Origin of the sequence: Mycobacterium celatum (genome assembly GCF_002101595.1) — a bacterium.
Taxonomy (GTDB): domain Bacteria; phylum Actinomycetota; class Actinomycetes; order Mycobacteriales; family Mycobacteriaceae; genus Mycobacterium; species Mycobacterium celatum.
Genome location: NZ_LQOM01000040.1, coordinates 59,593 through 76,819, shown reverse-complemented (window position 1 = coordinate 76,819; position 17,227 = coordinate 59,593). Strand labels below are relative to the sequence as shown.

The 17,227-nt window shown below is 67.8% G+C and carries 16 protein-coding genes; 4 read left to right on the top strand and 12 right to left on the bottom strand.

Going from position 1 to position 17,227, the window contains the following annotated elements; all coding sequences use genetic code 11:
* Positions 1-35 precede the first annotated feature (35 nt).
* The 6 genes from AWB95_RS18190 to clpB form a co-directional block, all read right to left on the bottom strand.
* Positions 36-680, bottom strand: a complete 645-nt coding sequence (locus AWB95_RS18190; RefSeq protein WP_062539906.1) for a TrmH family RNA methyltransferase — start codon at positions 678-680, stop codon at positions 36-38.
* Positions 677-1,567, bottom strand: coding sequence for a putative periplasmic lipoprotein (locus AWB95_RS18185; RefSeq protein WP_062539907.1), 891 nt, complete (start codon positions 1,565-1,567; stop codon positions 677-679). Before AWB95_RS18185 ends, AWB95_RS18190 begins: the two co-directional genes overlap by 4 nt.
* A gap of 5 nt (positions 1,568-1,572) precedes the next feature.
* A complete protein-coding gene (gene pyrE / locus AWB95_RS18180; RefSeq protein ID WP_062539908.1) occupies positions 1,573-2,115 on the bottom strand; it encodes an orotate phosphoribosyltransferase in 543 nt (180 codons plus the stop codon).
* Complete coding sequence (locus AWB95_RS18175; protein WP_085168484.1) at positions 2,102-2,878, bottom strand: SDR family NAD(P)-dependent oxidoreductase; 777 nt, start codon at positions 2,876-2,878, stop codon at positions 2,102-2,104. The genes pyrE and AWB95_RS18175 overlap by 14 nt, the downstream gene beginning before the upstream one ends.
* A gap of 74 nt (positions 2,879-2,952) precedes the next feature.
* Positions 2,953-3,798, bottom strand: a complete 846-nt coding sequence (gene ttfA / locus AWB95_RS18170; RefSeq protein WP_085168483.1) for a trehalose monomycolate transport factor TtfA — start codon at positions 3,796-3,798, stop codon at positions 2,953-2,955.
* 71 nt (positions 3,799-3,869) lie between these two features.
* Positions 3,870-6,416 carry an ATP-dependent chaperone ClpB gene (gene clpB / locus AWB95_RS18165; protein ID WP_062539869.1) on the bottom strand — a complete coding sequence of 849 codons (2,547 nt, stop codon included), beginning with the start codon at positions 6,414-6,416 and terminating at the stop codon, positions 3,870-3,872.
* A gap of 26 nt (positions 6,417-6,442) precedes the next feature.
* Between clpB and AWB95_RS24220 the strand changes: the two genes are divergently transcribed.
* Together AWB95_RS24220 and AWB95_RS18155 are read left to right on the top strand one after the other, a co-directional pair.
* Positions 6,443-7,198 carry an Rv0361 family membrane protein gene (locus AWB95_RS24220; protein ID WP_444542993.1) on the top strand — a complete coding sequence of 252 codons (756 nt, stop codon included), beginning with the start codon at positions 6,443-6,445 and terminating at the stop codon, positions 7,196-7,198.
* A gap of 22 nt (positions 7,199-7,220) precedes the next feature.
* Positions 7,221-7,892: a GAP family protein gene (locus AWB95_RS18155; protein ID WP_062539872.1), complete on the top strand. Its 672-nt coding sequence runs from the start codon at positions 7,221-7,223 to the stop codon at positions 7,890-7,892.
* Here the strand turns inward: AWB95_RS18155 and aqpZ are convergent.
* Positions 7,889-8,665 (bottom strand): aquaporin Z, encoded by a 777-nt coding sequence (aqpZ, locus tag AWB95_RS18150; protein WP_062539867.1) that lies wholly within the window; start codon positions 8,663-8,665, stop codon positions 7,889-7,891. The genes AWB95_RS18155 and aqpZ overlap by 4 nt on opposite strands.
* Before the next feature lie 196 nt (positions 8,666-8,861).
* Between aqpZ and AWB95_RS18145 the strand changes: the two genes are divergently transcribed.
* Positions 8,862-10,034: an FAD-binding oxidoreductase gene (locus tag AWB95_RS18145; protein ID WP_062539866.1), complete on the top strand. Its 1,173-nt coding sequence runs from the start codon at positions 8,862-8,864 to the stop codon at positions 10,032-10,034.
* 10 nt (positions 10,035-10,044) lie between these two features.
* The gene (locus AWB95_RS18140) at positions 10,045-10,929 is read left to right on the top strand and encodes an aldose 1-epimerase (protein ID WP_062539865.1); all 885 of its coding nucleotides are present in this window, start codon (positions 10,045-10,047) and stop codon (positions 10,927-10,929) included.
* Between the two features lie 66 nt (positions 10,930-10,995).
* On the opposite strand, the gene AWB95_RS18135 is transcribed toward AWB95_RS18140, so the two are convergent.
* The 5 genes from AWB95_RS18135 to AWB95_RS18115 form a co-directional block, all read right to left on the bottom strand.
* Positions 10,996-11,376, bottom strand: coding sequence for a heat shock protein transcriptional repressor HspR (locus AWB95_RS18135; protein WP_085168482.1), 381 nt, complete (start codon positions 11,374-11,376; stop codon positions 10,996-10,998).
* Positions 11,376-12,572 (bottom strand): molecular chaperone DnaJ, encoded by a 1,197-nt coding sequence (dnaJ, locus tag AWB95_RS18130; RefSeq protein ID WP_062539864.1) that lies wholly within the window; start codon positions 12,570-12,572, stop codon positions 11,376-11,378. Before dnaJ ends, AWB95_RS18135 begins: the two co-directional genes overlap by 1 nt.
* Positions 12,573-12,632: 60 nt before the next feature.
* Positions 12,633-13,295: a nucleotide exchange factor GrpE gene (gene grpE, locus AWB95_RS18125; protein ID WP_062539863.1), complete on the bottom strand. Its 663-nt coding sequence runs from the start codon at positions 13,293-13,295 to the stop codon at positions 12,633-12,635.
* Entirely contained in the window at positions 13,292-15,154 is a 1,863-nt protein-coding gene (dnaK, locus tag AWB95_RS18120) for a molecular chaperone DnaK (RefSeq protein WP_062539862.1), read from the bottom strand. Before dnaK ends, grpE begins: the two co-directional genes overlap by 4 nt.
* A gap of 248 nt (positions 15,155-15,402) precedes the next feature.
* A complete protein-coding gene (locus AWB95_RS18115; RefSeq protein ID WP_062539861.1) occupies positions 15,403-17,136 on the bottom strand; it encodes an acyl-CoA dehydrogenase family protein in 1,734 nt (577 codons plus the stop codon).
* Positions 17,137-17,227: the final 91 nt, after the last annotated feature.

Sequence of the window (17,227 nt, the reverse complement as noted above, 5' to 3'; positions counted from 1 at the left end):
CTCATCGCGCGCACTCTGCATCGTCGCCGGGCGCCTTACCAGGCGTTCGCGATGTTTGCGTGTCGGGTGATCCAGGCGTGCATGGCGATCCCGGCGGCAACGGCGACGTTGATGCTGCGTGTCGAACCGAACTGCGCGATCGACACGGTCAGCGCCGCACCCGCCCGGGCGGCGTCGCTGATGCCCGGCCCTTCCTGGCCGAACACCAACAGACACTCCCGCGGCAGCGGTGTCTGCTCCAGCCGGGCGGCGCCGGGAACATTGTCGACCGCGACCACCGTCAGCCCGTTGTGCGACGCGAAGCCGAGCAGCTCGGCGATGGTGTCGTGATGACGCAGCCGCTGGTAGCGGTCGGTGACCATGGCGCCGCGGCGATTCCAGCGCCGCCGGCCGACGATGTGCACGGTGTCGACGGCGAACGCGTTGGCGGTGCGCACCACCGAACCAATGTTGGCGTCGTGTCCGAAGTTCTCGATCGCGATATGGAGCGGGTGCCTTCGCTTGTCGATGTCGGCGATGATCGCCTCGCGGCGCCAGTACCGGTAGGCGTCGACGACGTTGCGGGTGTCGCCGTCGCGCAGCAGCGCCGGGTCGTAGCGCGGATCGTCGGGTAGCGGGCCTTTCCAGGGGCCGACTCCGCTTGCGGGTACGCCCCATTCGGTGGGCCCGGGTTCGCTCATCGGCTGGTCCAGACCGCGGCGTGGGTGCCCACGACCGAGATGGTTGCGTACAGCAGCGCCTGGTTGATCTCGCCCTGGGTGCACAGCGACGCGTCGACGTGCATGGCGTCCAACGACGCCTCCGGCAGCAGCAGCGCCGACGAACCGTACGCCGAGCAGGCGGGCGAAAGCCCCGGCGGGGGCAGGGTCGGGGCGGCCAGCAGCATCATCGGCCCGCCGCGGGCCGCGGAGTCGTCGCGGTATTTCGCCGCGATCGCGTCGGCAACCAGGCCCAGCAGCATGTAGCCGCTGCCGGTGAACGCGGCGGGGTCGCCCAGCGACTGCTGGCTCAGCTGCGTGCCGTCGGCGCGCCAGGCGGACACGCTGGCGGTCTTGACCACCATGCCGATGTCGTTTTCCTTGGTCGGCAGCATTCCCACCGGGAAGGTCGCCGGATACGCGGCGGCGCTGCCCGCGATCCGGTCCCGCGGCGAGTACACGTACACCCCGCGCACAGCGCTGCGGTCTTTCAGCGGACCCAAACACACGCTGCCGCTGAGCCGGTCGGGTACTGGCGACGAGAGCGCCTGCACCACAACGTTTTTCGCGGTGTCACAACTGCCGATGCCGGTGGCTTCCGTCGGGTGGGCCAGCGCGCCGTAGAGCCCGAATCGGATGTCTTCGGGTTTGGCGTGCGGCGCGGCGGGGTCGACGGCAGACGCGTCGACGTCGACCAGCACGTAGTCGGCGTTCCAGCGCAGGTTGGACACCGCGACGTTCCAGCCCAGCACCGCAACCGATTCGCCCATCCGGGCGGACTGCGCGCCGTAGATGCGCCCGGGGGGACCAGAGGCCCCGCAGCCGGACACCAGGACCAGCGTCGCCAACATCGCAATGAGAGCCCGCACGGTTTCTAACGCAGCCCCAGATCCGCCAGGCCGAGCACGCTGCGGTATGCCAGCCCCTCGGCTTGGATGGCTTCGGCCGCACCGGTGGCGCGATCGACCACCGTCGCCACACCGACCACCTCGGCGCCGGCGTCGCGCACTGCGCGCACAGCGGTCAACGCCGACGCGCCGGTGGTGCTGGTGTCCTCGACCACCAGTACCCGCTGCCCGGTGATGTCGGGGCCCTCGATAAGTCGTTGCATGCCATGGGTTTTCACCGACTTGCGGACCACGAACGCGTCGATCGGGCGGCCCGGGGCGTGCATGACGGCTGTCGCGACCGGGTCCGCACCCAGGGTCAGGCCACCGACCGACGCGTAGTCCCAGTCGTCGGTGAGGTCGCGAATCAGCCGGCCGATCAGCGGCGCGGCCCGATGGTGCAGGGTGGCGCGGCGCAGGTCGACGTAGTAGTCGGCTTCCTTGCCCGACGACAGCGTGACCCGCCCGTGCACCACCGACAATCGGCGCACCAGGTCGGCCAGCTCGTCGCGCGGCTCAAGTTCTGCCACGGCCCCGGCCGAATCTGTTTGTGGTGGCGCGCGCCAGGTTTCGCGGCAGCATCCGCGCGCCGCCCGTGAGCAGCTTGTACTGCAGCCCGGGAACGCTGATCACCTTGCCGCGAGCGATGTCCGCGAGGCTTTCGGAGACCACGTCGTCGACCTCGAGCCACAGAAACGACGGCAGCTTGGCCATGTCGATGCCGGCCCGGCGATGAAATTCGGTGTGCACGTAGCCCGGACACACCGCGTGCACGCTCACGCCGGTGCCCTTCAGGCCGCCGGACAGGCCTTCGGTGAACGACACCACCCATGCCTTGGACGCCGAGTACGTCGAGCCGCGACCCGACAACAGCCCCGCGACGCTGGCCACGTTGATCACGGTGCCGGATCCGGCGTCGAGCATGGCCGGCAGCGCGGCCCGGGTCAGCTGCATCACTGCGGTCACGTTGACGTCGAGTTGGGCCTGCAGCAGCGCCGGGTCGGCCGTCCAGAATTCACCGGAGGTGCCGAAGCCGGCGTTGTTGACCAGCACGTCGACCCCGCTGGCCAGCCGCTCGGCGACCTTGCCGCGGTCGTTGGCATCGGCCAGGTCGGCCGGTAACACCTCGACGTCACGGCCGGCCTCGTCGCGCAGTCGGGACGCCAGTTTGTGGAGTCGGTCGGCGTCGCGGGACACCAGCACCAGATCGTGCCCGTCGGCCGCGTAGCGGCGGGCGTAGCCCTCGCCGATCCCGGAAGTGGGCCCGGTGATCAGGGCGACGGGACGCGGCACGGCGCCAGTGTAGTCAGCCTGGCGGCGATGCAGTGGGCCGCAGCCGCGATGAGGGAGAAGCCGGCCGATCGGGCTCAGCGCTGGTAGTGCGTGGCCTGGTAGCCGTTCCGGCCGGCCGGCGGCGGGCGGCGGACCGCTCCCCCACGGGTGCCTTCCCGGCGCGCCGGCTCGGCCGACGCGCGACGAGTCGGTTCCGGGCGCGGCGGCGCCTCGGCGGAACGCCGCTGCGGCTCCGCCCGCCCGGCCGGGGCCAGCGGTCGGCTGGGCGCGGCGTTGCGGCGCGCGGCCGGCGCCGGAGCCGCGGCCTGCTGCGGCACGGGGGGAAGAACCCGCAGCAGGTCGTTGAATTGGCGCACGGTGCGCAAGCCCTCGTCCCACTGGGCGCGGGTGCTGGTGATGGGCATGCTGACCAGCGTCCAGTTCTCTTCGTTCCACATGATCTCGGCGCAGTCCGGCGCGGTGTGCGCGAAGGTGACCATCCGCCGGTCGCAGGCCCGCCGGGCCGCGTCGAGGTTGGTCGAGTACACCATCCGCGGCCCGATCGCCCCAAGCAGCCAAATGTCGTTCTCCCGAGGCTCTTTCAGGCCCTTGAGACGCACGTCGACCACGACGTTGGTGCCCACCTTGCGGTGCAGCGCGATCACCGTGGCGACTTCTTCGAGGTCGAAGATGAAGACCGCCTCGCCGCGGATCTGGCCCAGCACCACGTTGCGGGCCGGGATGTCACCGACCGTCGACATGATGCCGCGCTTCCAGCGCTGGACGATCTCGGTGTTCTCCGGTTCGTAGTCGAAACCGTGTGAGCGCGCCCACGACTTGCGGCGACGGCCCCGCCCTCGGCGCCGATCGATGTCGACGTACAGCAGCACCACCGCGCCGACAAAACACAGCGCGGACAGCGTGAACCAAAGCGGGACCATCGCACGTAGCCTACTTGCTATCGCCCGAGAATCGCGAATGCTTGCAGGTCACAACCCTGTCACGCCGAACGTCAGCCCAGGATCAGCGACTCGCCGTCGGGGCTGACGTTGACCGGCACGGTGTCGCCGTCGTGGACATCGCCGGCCAGCAGCATTTTCGCCAACTGATCGCCGATGGCCTGCTGCACCAGCCGCCGCAGGGGACGCGCCCCGTACACCGGGTCGAACCCGCGCTGCGCCAGCCAGCGCTTGGCGGCCAGCGACACCTCGAGGGTCAGCCGCCGCTGTGCCAGCCGCTTGCCCAGCTGAGCCAGCTGGATGTCGACGATCTGCACGAGCTCCTCGGGGTTGAGGCCCTCGAAGATCAGCACGTCGTCGAGCCGGTTGATGAACTCCGGCTTGAATGTCGCCCGCACCGCGGCCATCACCATGTCCTCGTCGCCCCCCGACCCCAGGTTGGACGTCAGGATCAGGATCGTGTTGCGGAAGTCGACCGTGCGCCCCTGCCCGTCGGTGAGCCGGCCCTCGTCGAGAACCTGCAGCAGCACGTCGAACACGTCCTGGTGGGCCTTTTCGATCTCGTCGAACAGCACGACGGTGTAGGGCCGCCGGCGCACCGCCTCGGTCAGCTGGCCGCCGGACTCGTAGCCGACGTAACCGGGCGGGGCCCCGATCAGGCGGGCGACCGAATGCCGCTCGCCGTACTCGCTCATGTCGATGCGCACCATCGCGCGCTCGTCGTCGAACAGGAACTCGGCCAGCGCCTTGGCCAGCTCGGTCTTACCGACACCGGTGGGGCCGAGGAACATGAACGCCCCGGTCGGCCGGTTGGGGTCGGAGACACCGGCCCGGCTGCGGCGTACCGCGTCCGACACCGCCTGCACGGCCTTGCGCTGCCCGACGACCCGCTTGCCCAGCTCGTCTTCCATCCGCAGCAGCTTGGCGGTCTCGCCTTCCAGCAGCCGCCCGGCCGGGATGCCCGTCCACGCCGACACCACCTCGGCGATGTCGTCAGGGCCGACCTCTTCCTTGAGCATCATGGCCTCGCGGGCCTGCGCCTGCGGCAGCGCGGCCTCGAGCTTCTTCTCCACCTCGGGGATCCGCCCGTAGCGCAGCTCGGCGGCCTTGGCCAGGTCGCCGTCGCGCTCGGCGCGCTCGGACTCGCCGCGCAACGTCTCCAGCTGTTCCTTGAGCTCGCGGACGGCGTCGATGGCGTGCTTCTCGTTCTGCCACCTGGTAGTAAGTTCCGCGAGCTCTTCCTTCTTATCGGCCAGCTCGGAGCGCAGCTTCTCCAGCCGCTCCTTGGACGCCTCGTCCTCCTCCTTGGCCAGCGCCATCTCCTCGATCTCCAGCCGGCGGACCAGCCGCTCGACCTCGTCGATCTCGACGGGCCGGGAGTCGATCTCCATGCGTAAGCGCGAAGCGGCCTCGTCGACGAGGTCGATGGCCTTGTCCGGCAGGAACCGGGCGGTGATGTACCGGTCGGACAGCGTAGCCGCCGCGACCAGCGCCGAGTCGGTGATCCGCACACCGTGGTGCACCTCGTAGCGGTCCTTCAGGCCGCGCAGGATGCCGACGGTGTCCTCCACCGACGGCTCGCCGACGTAGACCTGCTGGAAGCGCCGCTCCAGCGCGGCGTCCTTCTCGATGTGCTTGCGGTACTCGTCGAGCGTGGTGGCGCCCACCAGCCGCAGCTCGCCGCGCGCCAGCATCGGCTTGATCATGTTGCCGGCGTCCATCGAGCCCTCGCCGGTTGCGCCGGCGCCGACGATGGTGTGCAGCTCGTCGATGAACGTGATGATCTGCCCGGCCGAGTTCTTGATGTCGTCGAGCACCGCCTTGAGGCGCTCCTCGAACTCGCCGCGGTACTTCGAACCGGCCACCATCGAGCCGAGGTCCAACGCGATGATCGTCTTGTCGCGCAGGCTTTCCGGCACGTCACCGGCGACGATGCGCTGGGCCAGGCCCTCGACGATCGCCGTCTTACCGACACCGGGCTCACCGATCAGCACCGGGTTGTTCTTGGTGCGCCGCGAGAGCACCTGCACGACGCGACGGATCTCGGTGTCGCGCCCGATGACCGGGTCGAGTTTGCCCTCGCGGGCAGCGGCGGTCAGGTCGGTGGAGTACTTCTCCAGCGCCTGGTAGGTGGCCTCAGGGTCAGGGCTGGTGACCCGCGCGCTGCCGCGGACCTTGACGAACGCCTCCCGCAGGGCCTGCGGGGACGCGCCGTGGCCGGTCAGCAGTTTGGCGACGTCGGAGTCGCCCGTCGCGAGGCCGACCATCAGATGTTCGGTGGAGACATATTCGTCGTCCATCTCGGTGGCCAGCTGCTGGGCGGTGGTGATCGCCGCCAGCGACTCGCGGGACAGCTGCGGTTGCGTGGTCGCCCCGCTGGTCTGCGGCAGCCGGTCGAGCAGGCGCTGCGCCTCGGCGCGGATGGTGGCGGGCTCGACGCCGACAGCCTCCAGCAGCGGCGCGGCGATCCCGTCGTTCTGCGTCAGCAATGCCATCAGCAGATGAGCGGGCCGGATCTCGGGGTTGCCGGCGGCCGATGCCGCCTGTAGCGCCGAGGTCAGCGCCGCCTGAGTCTTGGTTGTCGGGTTAAAAGAGTCCACGACACCTCCATTCGGTACGAGTAAAAATGCTTGTCGCGATGTTCAACGCCGTCAAGGTTGAGTCTGTTCCGCTCAAGTCTAGCGACTTCGGCGCGTCGACGGTATGGGCCTTCGCGGCGGAACGCGGGCAATGCCGCAAAATGATCGCTATGTCGAGCTACCCGCCGCCGATGCCACCGCAAGGACCACCGCCGCAGGGGCCGCCGCCAATGCCGCAGGCTCCCTACCCACCGCAGGGGCCCTACCCGCCGCAAGGCGCGTACCCGCCCCAGCCGGATTGGCAACAGCCCTCTGCATGGCCTCCGGCGCCCTCGGCCGCGCCGGACTGGATTCCCAGCCCGGCCGGATGGCGGGCCCCACCACCCGGTGTGCGCCGGCGAAACCGGATGGTGTGGATCGTGAGCGGCATCATCGCCGTCCTCGCGGCGGTGGCCGTCGCCGTCGCACTGATTGCGACGGTCGGCTCTTCCAAACCCAAGTCTGACGATGAGCAGATCCGGGCGTTGATCAGCAAGGCGGCAGCCACCACCAGCTCCGACGTGACGGCGTTTCGCGGGCTGTGGTGCACCAAGATGCAGCAGATAATCGACCAGGTGAGCCAGGCGCATCCGGACTTGAAGCCGCCCGGCGCAGGCAAGGCGCACGGACCGATCACCGTCAAATCCATTCAGGTCAACGGTGATAAGGCCACCGCCACGATCACCGGCACAGTGGATGGCAGAACCCGGGACACCCAGATGAGCTTCGCCAAAGAGAACGGCGAATGGAAGCTTTGCCTCTAGCCGCCGGGTTACGGTGCTGTCAGTGTCAGGCAGCTGGACGTCCGAGCTGACCGGCCTTTTTTCGCTGGCCCTGGTGATCGCCTTCTCGCCGCTGTCGATCATCCCCGCCGTACTGGTCTTGCATACGCCGCGACCGCGGCCGAGCGGCCTGGCGTTCCTCGGCGGTTGGCTGGTAGCCCTTGCGGCGCTGACGGCGCTGTTCGTCTCGGTACCCGGCCTGCTCGGCGGCCTGCATAAATCACCGCCGGCGTGGGCGTCGTGGCTGCGGATTGCGGTGAGCTCGGCGCTCATCGCGTTCGGCGTCGTCCGGTGGCTCACCCGTCATCGCCACACGGATACGCCTGGCTGGATGCGATCCCTCACCAACCTCACTCCCGCGCGGGCGGGAATCACCGGGGCACTGCTGGCCGTCGTGCGGCTCGAGGTGCTGTTGATTTGCGCCGCAGCCGGTTTGGCGATCGGCAGCGCCGGCCTAGGTCTCACCCGCGCCTGGATATCGGCCGCGTTCTTCGTCGCGGTCGCCGCGTCGACGGTCGCGATCCCGGTGCTGGCCTACGCCGGTGCCGGTGAACGCCTCGACGATCCGCTGGCCCGGCTCAAGGACTGGATGGAGCGGCACCATGCGGCGATGCTCGCCGTCATCCTGACTGTGGTCGGATTGTTGTTGCTGTACAAGGGAATTCACGCGCTTTAGCCGGCGGGTGCCGGTTGGTCCGGCGCAGCCTCGTGGCGGGCCGGTCTGGCGGGCTCGTGGCGTGCACCGAACAGATACGGATACGCGATGCCGACGATCGCCCCACCGGCCAGCGGCGCCAGCCAAAACACCCAAAGCTGTGCGGGCGCCCCGTCGCCGTTGAAGAAAGCGACACCGGTGGAGCGGGCCGGATTGATCGACGCGTTGGAGATCGGGATCGCCACGATGTTGGCCAGCGCCAAGGTGAACCCGATGGCCAAGCCCGCGAAGCCATTTGGCGCCCGGTCGTCGGTTGAGCCGAGGATCACGAACAGGAACACTGCCGTCAGGACGATCTCGGCAAGTATCACGGCACCAAGCGAGTAACCGCCGGGCGAGTGTTGACCGTAGCCATTCGCGGCCATGTTTCCGGTCGCGGTGAAGCCGGACGTGCCATTGGCGATGATGTAGATCACCAGACCGGCGAGCAGGCCGCCGATCACCTGAACGGCCCAATACGGCAGCAGCGCTTTCCATTCCGTCCGTCGCGCCAACACCGCTCCCAGCGTGACAGCCGGGTTGAAGTGTCCGCCGGAGATGTAGCCGAACGCGTACACCCCGGTCAACACCGTCAAACCGAACGCGAGTGCCACACCGAGATAGCCGATCCCGACCGAGATGCCGTTATCGAGAACTTCGGCGGCGAAAACCGCGCTGCCGCACCCCCCCAGGACCAGCCAGAACGTGCCGAGCAGTTCCGCCGCTAGTCGCTGGACCATGGTTGAACCAGACATGTCATACCACCTTCGCCGTTGAATTGGGTACGCCTGACAGGAGGATCACATACTTCGCCGAAGACGCGATCGACCGTGGCCGAATCGTTCTGCAATAGATGCGAACGACGTTCACGCCCGGGTGACCGCCCGGCGGATCAGCCTCGTCGGTGCAGGGGGCCGCCGAGGAGCACAAACGCGCATAAAATCGGCGCCCGTGGGCCTAGAAGACCGGGATGCGCTGCGGGTATTGCATGCCGTCTTCAACGAGGAGGCCGCACGCGACGCCAGTAGCCTGATCGGGCGGTTCTACACCCGCTGGTTTTCCCTCGACGTCGCACTGCGTGACATGTTTCCACCGGACATGGCGGGCCAGCGGGCAGCCTTCGCGCACGCGATGAACTGGGTGTACGGCGAACTCGTCGCGCAGCGCGCCCAGTCGCCGGTGGCGTTTTTGGCTCAGCTCGGCCGCGACCACCGCAAATACGGGGTGGCGCCCGAGCATTACGAGACGCTGCGCCAAGCGCTGTATGCCACGCTGCGCGACGAGCTGGCCGACGCGTGGACCGACACGGTCGACGAGGCGGCACGGCAGTCGCTGAACCTGATCACCGGGGTGATGAGCGGCGCCGCCGACGCCGAGCACGGGCCGGCGTGGTGGGACGGCACCGTGATCGAACACCTGCGGGTGTCGCGCGACCTTGCGGTGGTGCGGCTTCAGCTGGACCGCCCGCTGCACTACCACCCGGGCCAGTACGTCAACGTCGCGGTGCCGCAATGCCCGCGGCGGTGGCGCTACCTGACACCCGCCATCCCGCCCGACGAGAGCGGCGCCATCGAATTCCACGTGCGAGCCGTGCCGGGTGGCCTGGTCAGTACCGCCATCGTCGGCGAAACGCAGCCCGGTGACCGGTGGCGGCTGTCCAGTCCGCACGGCGCGCTGCAGGTCGACCGCGACGGCGGCGACGTGTTGATGGTGGCGGGCAGCACGGGCCTGGCGCCGCTGCGCTCGATCGTGATGGACCTCGCCCGCTGGGGTGAGAACCCGCGGGTGCACATGTTCTTCGGCGGTCGCTATCCGTGCGAGCTCTACGATCTGCCCACGCTGTGGCAGATTGCGGCGCACAACCCGTGGCTGTCGGTGTCGCCCGTCTCGGAGTACACCGCCGACCCGGAGTGGGCCCGCGACTACCCGGACGTGACGCCGCCGCGGGGGCTGCACGTCCGCCAGACCGGCCGGCTGCCCGAGGTGGTCACCCGATACGGCGGTTGGAGCGACCGGCAGATCCTGATCTGCGGCGGGCCGGCGATGGTGCGCGCCACCAAGGCGGCGCTGATCGCCAAAGGGGCGCCGCCCGAGCGCATTCAGCACGACCCGTTGTCCAGCTAGATTCGTCATCATGGAGATCCTCACGCTGCGCGACCCGTCATCGCCCGTCGAGGCACAGTTCGTGCCGGACGCCGGGATGATCGGCGTCTCGCTGACCGACTCCGGTGTGCAGCTCCTCGGCCAGCGCCGCGGCCTGGACGCCTACGTCGCCGACGGCAAGACGATGGGTATCCCGCTGTTGTATCCGTGGGCGAATCGGTTGAGCGACAGCACTTATGCAGTCGACGGCGAAAATGTGACTTTGGCGCCCAACACATTTCGTACCGACCCGAACGGTTTGCCGATCCACGGCTTGCTGGCCGCCTATCCACGCTGGCGCGTGGTGGCACGGTCGGACAACGAGCTGAGCGCCGAACTGGACTTCGGCAACGACCCAGACCTGTTGGCCAGCTTCCCGTTTCCGCACCTGCTGGCGATGACCGTCCGGCTATCCGAACGTACGCTGACCCTCCGCACGTCGGTGACCCCGACCGCGGGCAAGGCCGTTCCGCTATGCTACGGCTTCCATCCGTACCTGCAACTTCCCGACGTGCCGCGCAGCGAGTGGGTCATCGAGACTCCGCCGCTGCGTCACCTGGAACTCGACGGGCAAGGGCTGCCCACCGGCGAGTCGACCAGGCAGCAAGCGACCACGGAAGCATTGGGCGACAGGGCTTTTGACGACGGCTACGACCAGGTGCCCGACGGCGCGGTGTTCGCGGTGTCCGGCGGCGACCGACGCGTCGAAGTTCGCTTCGACCAGGGGTATCCGGCCGCGCAGGTCTTCGCTCCCCCGGCCGAGGAGGTGGTGTGCTTCGAGCCGATGGCCGCGCCCACCGATGCGCTCCGTCGCGGCGGTTACCGGGTGGCGCAGCCGGGCGACTCGGCCGTCGCGCAGTTCTCGATCCGGGTGTGACCCGCGAGCAGACGCAAAGTCGCATTGGCGCGGTCGATTTCGTGCGATTCTGCGTCTGCTCGCGCTTTAACGCCGGGGCCGCCAGACCACGACCGCGGTGCTCTTGGGCATCACGGCGAGGTCGCGCCGTTGGTTGGCGCGCAGCGTTTCGATCTCCGCGGCCATCTCCTTGAGCCGGGCCTGCAGCGCCTCGACCTGATTGGTCAGCTCGATGATGCGCTTGATGCCGGCCAAATTGACGCCCTCGTCCTGGGAAAGCCGCTGCACCTCGCGGAGCAATTCGACGTCGCGCTGCGAATACCGCCGTCCGCCACCGGAACTGCGCTGCGGGCTGACCAGGCCGAGCCGGTCGTAGGTGCGCAGCGTCTGCGCATGCATGCCGGCCAGCTCGGCGGCCACCGAGATCAGGAACGTTCGCGAGTCCTTTTCCTTGGAGTTCTTGGCCATCAGCGATTACCTGCCCATCCGGCCCGCGGGTCGAAGCCGCTGGCCCGCTCGGCGGCGGCATAGGCCTCCAGCGCTTCCTTCGCGGCGCCGTCCAGATTCGGTGGCACCGCGACCTTCACGGTGACCAGCAGATCGCCGTTGCCGCCGCTGCGCTTGGGCACACCGCGGCCACGCACCCGCAGGGTGCGGCCGTCGGCGGTGCCCTTGGGCACCTTGACTCCCACCCTGCCGTCCAGCGTCGGCACCGAAAGCGTTGTGCCCAAAGCCAATTCACTGAAAGTAACCGGAATGGTCACGGTCAGGTCGTCGCCGTCGCGTCCGAACACCGGGTCCGGTCGCACGTGTACGGTGACGTACAGGTCACCCGACGGGGCGCCGCGCAGCCCGGCCTCACCCTGCCCGGCCAGCCGAATCCGTTGCCCGTCCTCGACACCCGGAGGAATCCGCACGTTAATGGTGCGGGTCCGGGTGGTGACGCCCGTGCCCTTACATTCCGCGCACGGGTGCTCGATGATCGACCCGCTGCCGCGGCAGTCGGTGCACGGTTCGGAAAAGCCGAAAGCGCCCTGGTTGCGGCTGATTACACCCGAGCCGTTACAGGTGGGGCACACCTTCGGGCTGGTGCCCGGCCGCGCCCCGCTGCCATGGCAGTTGGTACACGGCGCCGGGCTGGTCAACCGCAGCGGCATTGCCACACCCTTGGTGGCCTCAACGAAGCTCAGCTCGGCTTCGGTCTCCAGGTCGTTGCCGCGCCGTGGCCGGCTGGGCCGGGGCGTCGACGCCCCGCGTCCGAACAGGCCGCCGAACAGGTCGCCGATATTGCTTCCACCGGTGCGGCCCGCGGCGTCGAACAAGTCGTTGAGGTTGAACTCGACGCCGTCGGAGCCGTAGCCGCCCATGCCGAAGCCGCCGAATCCACCGCCACCGCCGCCGTTGAATCGGCGGCCAAATCCGCCGCCCGCGAACAGCCGTCGGGTTTCGTCGTACTCCTTGCGCTTGGCCGGATCCGACAGCACGCTGTTGGCCTCGGAGACGGCCTTGAACCGGTCCGCGGCGCGCGGGTTGTTGGGGTTTCGGTCGGGATGCAGCTCGGAGGCCAGCTTGCGGTAGGCGCGCTTGATCTCGTCCTGGCTGGCGTCAGGGGAGACGCCCAGCTCCTTGTAGAAGTCTTTTTCGACCCACTCGCGTTGGGCCATTCCGCGTCACCCCCTCTCACCTTCGGAGTAGTTGTGTATGTGTGTTTATTAAACCGTCCGTCAATTCTCCGACGGTTCTGATTCTGCGTTCTGCTCACCGTTGTCGGCGTCGACGGGTGACTCGGCGTCGGCAACGCCGTCGCCGGCCTCTTCTGGAACGGTGTCGACCACGCCGACCAGCGCGTGCCGCAGGATTTGGTCGCCGAGTTTGTAGCCGTGCCGCATCACGTGCCCGATCACCGGCTTGGAGCCCTCGGCGCCGTCACCCTCGTGCTGGACGGCCTCGTGCAGCGCCGGGTCGAAGTCGTCGCCCTCGGCGCCGAACGCCGTCAACCCCAATCCGTTCAGCGCACTGGTCAGCTTGTCGGCGACCGACTTCAGCGGACCCGACTCCAAGTCACCGTGACTGCGCGCCCGGTCGAGATCGTCGAGCACGCCCAGCAATTGGCTGACCACGGTGGCCTTGGCCCGATCGGCCGCCGCCTGCTGGTCGCGCAGCGCACGCTTGCGGTAGTTGGCGAAGTCAGCGTGCACGCGCTGCAGGTCGGCAGTCAGCTCGGCGACCTTGTCGGCGGTGTCGGGAGCCGCCGAGGCCGTCGCAGCCTCCGGAGCCGGCCCGCTGGGGGCCGGCTCGGAAGCTGCGTGACGCACCTCGCCGGTTTCCGGATCAATCCGCCGCTTGTCGGTGACCGTTACCTGTTCGCGTGGATTGCCTTCCGTCACTTGGCCTCCCGGTCATCGTCGACCACCTCCGCGTCAACCACGTCGTCGGCACCGCCGCTGGACCCGTCACCGCCACTGGGGCCGCCGGCGGCCTGCGCGGCCTGGGTGGCCTCGTAGATGGCCTGACCCAACGCCTGCGACTCCTGGCCCAGCTTCTCCATGGCCGACTTGATGGCACCAATGTCGGTGCCCTCCAACGCCTTCTTGGCGTCGGCGACCGCGGCGTCAACCTTGTTCAGGGTGTCCTCGGGCACCTTCGAGCCGCCCTCGGCCTCACGCTGCTCCTTGACGAACTTCTCCGTCTGGTAGACCAGCGTCTCGGCTTGGTTGCGGACGTCGGCCTCCTCGCGACGCTTGCGGTCCTCCTCGGCGTGCGCCTCGGCGTCCTTGATCATGCGGTCGATCTCTTCCTTGGACAGGCCGGAGCCCTCCTGGATCTTGATCGTGTTCTCCTTACCGGTGCCCTTGTCCTTGGCGGTGACGTGCACGATGCCGTTGGCGTCGATGTCGAAGGTGACCTCGATCTGCGGCACGCCACGCGGCGCCGGGGGAATACCGGTCAGCTCGAAAGAACCGAGCAGCTTGTTGTGCGCGGCGATCTCGCGCTCACCCTGATAGACCTGGATCTGCACCGACGGCTGGTTGTCGTCGGCCGTGGTGAACGTCTCGCTGCGCTTGGTCGGGATCGTGGTGTTGCGCTCGATCAGCTTGGTCATCACGCCACCCTTGGTCTCGATACCCAAGCTCAGCGGCGTAACGTCAAGCAGCAGAACATCTTTCACCTCGCCCTTCAGCACACCGGCCTGCAGCGCGGCACCCACCGCGACAACCTCGTCTGGGTTGACGCCCTTGTTGGGCTCCTTGCCGCCGGTGAGCTCCTTGACCAGGTCGGTCACCGCGGGCATCCGGGTCGAGCCACCCACCAGCACGACGTGGTCGATCTGCGACACCGAGATACCGGCGTCCTTGATCACCTGCTGGAACGGGTTGCGGGTGCGGTCCAGCAGATCCTGGGTGATCTTCTGGAACTCCGCCCGCGTCAGCTGCTCATCGAGGAACAGCGGGTTCTTGTCCGCGTCGACGGTGATGTAGGGCAGGTTGATCGACGTGCTGCCCGAGCTGGACAGCTCGATCTTGGCCTTCTCGGCCGCTTCCCGCAGCCGCTGCATCGCCATCTTGTCCTTGGTGAGGTCGATGCCACTGCTGGCCTTGAACTTGTCGACCAGCCAGTTGACGATCCGGTCGTCCCAGTCGTCACCGCCGAGGTGGTTGTCACCCGAGGTGGCGCGGACTTCCACGACACCGTCGCCGATCTCCAGCAGCGACACGTCGAAGGTGCCGCCGCCGAGGTCGAACACCAGGATCCGCTGCTCCTTCTCGCCCTTGTCCAGGCCGTAGGCCAGCGCGGCCGCGGTCGGCTCGTTGACGATCCGCAGCACGTTGAGGCCCGCGATCTGGCCGGCCTCCTTGGTGGCCTGCCGCTGGGCGTCGTTGAAGTAGGCGGGGGTGGTGATCACCGCGTCGGTGATGTCCTCACCGAGGTAGGCCTCGGCGTCACGCTTCAGCTTCATCAGAATCCGCGCGCTGATCTCCTGCGCGGTGTACTTCTTGCCGTCGATTTCGATCTTCCAGTCGGTGCCCATGTGCCGCTTGACCGACCGCACGGTGCGGTCGACGTTGGTCACCGCCTGGTTCTTGGCGGGCTGACCGACCAGCACCTCACCGTTGCGCGCGAACGCGACGATCGACGGAGTGGTCCGGGAGCCCTCGGAGTTGGCGACGACGACGGGATCGCCACCCTCCAGAACTGAGACGACGGAGTTGGTGGTCCCGAGGTCGATGCCGACCGCACGAGCCATGGTGAATCCTCCCTGATAGTCGAGCTTCGTATTGCACTACGCTGAGTGAACCCCGCTCAAGCCTGCCTCCGGCGCTGCGGTGCTGTCAAGCCGTTAGTTGAGCCAGGTACACTCAAGTTGTCGAAGTGGTCAACGACGCTGCTTGCGGGTTTGTTCCCGCGCCCGGCGGCTTCAGCGTCGAGCGTGCATTCAGGGCGGGAAAATCGCCAGATCCCCGCCCTCAGCGCACGCTGGGCGGCGCCCAGATCCTATGGGCGCATCGCGTAGGCGCCGTCGTAGGCCCTCACCTGCGCCCACACCCGGTCGAAGCGGTCTGCGTCGACGACCGGTTTGCGCACCGCCGATAGCGCCCACTCCTGTTGTGCGGCCGTGGAACTCGGCTTGCCGTGCAAAGCGACGGCATGTGCGGAAAAGTCGCGGATCTGGAAGTCGAAGATCTGGTCCACCAGCTCACGGTCGAGGCCGAGCAGGTTGGCCTGCTCGAGAATCAGCTGGCCGTAGACGACGAGCGTGAACAAGTGCCCGACGACGAGAATGAAGTCGAGGTCGCGCTGCTGGTCGGCGTCCGGCGCGGCAGTGGCCAGCAGTTCCTTCAGCGCCCCGGCCTGCTCGTAGAAGCGGGCGACGTTGGGTATATCCAGCGATTTTTCGTAGACGGGCGCCCAATCCGCGAACTGCACCTTGGCTGCGCCCCGTGCCGGCCCCTGCGCCCAGAAGAAAACGTCGTCGGCCGGGTCGTTGCGAGTGCTGATCTCGGGATACGGGGCTGGGTTGAACATGTAGTTGGACATGAACTTCAGGATCTGCGCGACGTTGACGTGCACCGTCCCCTCGAGCCGCGGCAGGCAACCGATCAACCGCGCGACCTCGGCGAAGTAGGTGTTCTTCTCAAAGCTTTTGGCGGCGATGACGTCTTGCAGCAGGGTGACCACAATTTCGCCCTCGGAGGTGACTTTTGACTTGGTCACCGGGTTGAACAGCAGGTAGCGGCGGTCGTCTCGGCTGGCGCTGCGGAAGTAGTCGATCGCGCGGTCACTGAAGAGCTTCATCGCGATCAGCCGGGCGTAGGCGTCGACAAAGCTCGCCCGCACGTGCGGGAAGTCCGTGACCGGGTTGCCGTACAGAATGCGATTGTTCGCGTGCGTGATCGCCTCGTAGAACGCGTGCTCGCACATCCCGATCGAGGCGGTGCACAGGTTGAATTTCCCGACGTTGACGGTGTTGAGGGCGGCCGAGAAAGCCTCGGGTCCTGCACACAGGATGTCCTCTTCGCGGACCGGGTAGTCGTTGAGCCGGAAGTTGCTGACATACATCTGGCCGTGCACGACGTTGCCGATCAGCTCGTAATTCTCGTGACCGCTGTCGGCGACGAACCACACATAACCGTCGGCGCCCTCGACGTCGCTGCGCCGCCCGAACACCGACACCATGCCGGCCACATTGCCGTTGCCGATGTAGTACTTCTCGCCCGACGCGCGGAAAACGACGCCGTCGTCGGTTGCCGGCGTCAGGACCATATCGGTGTGGTAGATGTCCGCGCCGTGCTCGCGCTCTGAGAGCCCGAATGCCATCACGCCGCCTGCTTCCAGTTGTGCTGCCGCGCGCGCCTTGGCCTGGCTGTTGTCGCTTTGCCAGATCGGCCCGAGGCCGAGGATCGTGACCTGCTCGGCGTACCAGTAGGCCAGCCCGTAAAACCCCAGGATCTCGCTGAGCGCGGCGTTGCGCGAGGTGTCCCAGCGCTTGTTTGGGTCCCCGGCGCCGTACTCCGACGGCGTGAGGAAGGTGGCGAAGATTCGCTCTCGCTTGATGAAATCCAGGAAGTCCGACACCCACACCGCGTCGAGATCGTCGGCCAGCAGCTTCGTCTTGCCGCGTCCCTCGAACCAGTCGATCAGGGCACGCAGAAGGCGGCGCGTCTCGGGATCGAACTGCCGCGGGTCGTACGTGTTCGGATTGAACAACAGGCGGCCGGGGTTCGCCATGGCCGTTGAACTTATCAGCGAGCCGCGCCGGGCGCGGTGGAAAACTACAGCTCGGCTGGTTCCACACCGGCCGGGCGAGTCTGTCGGATAC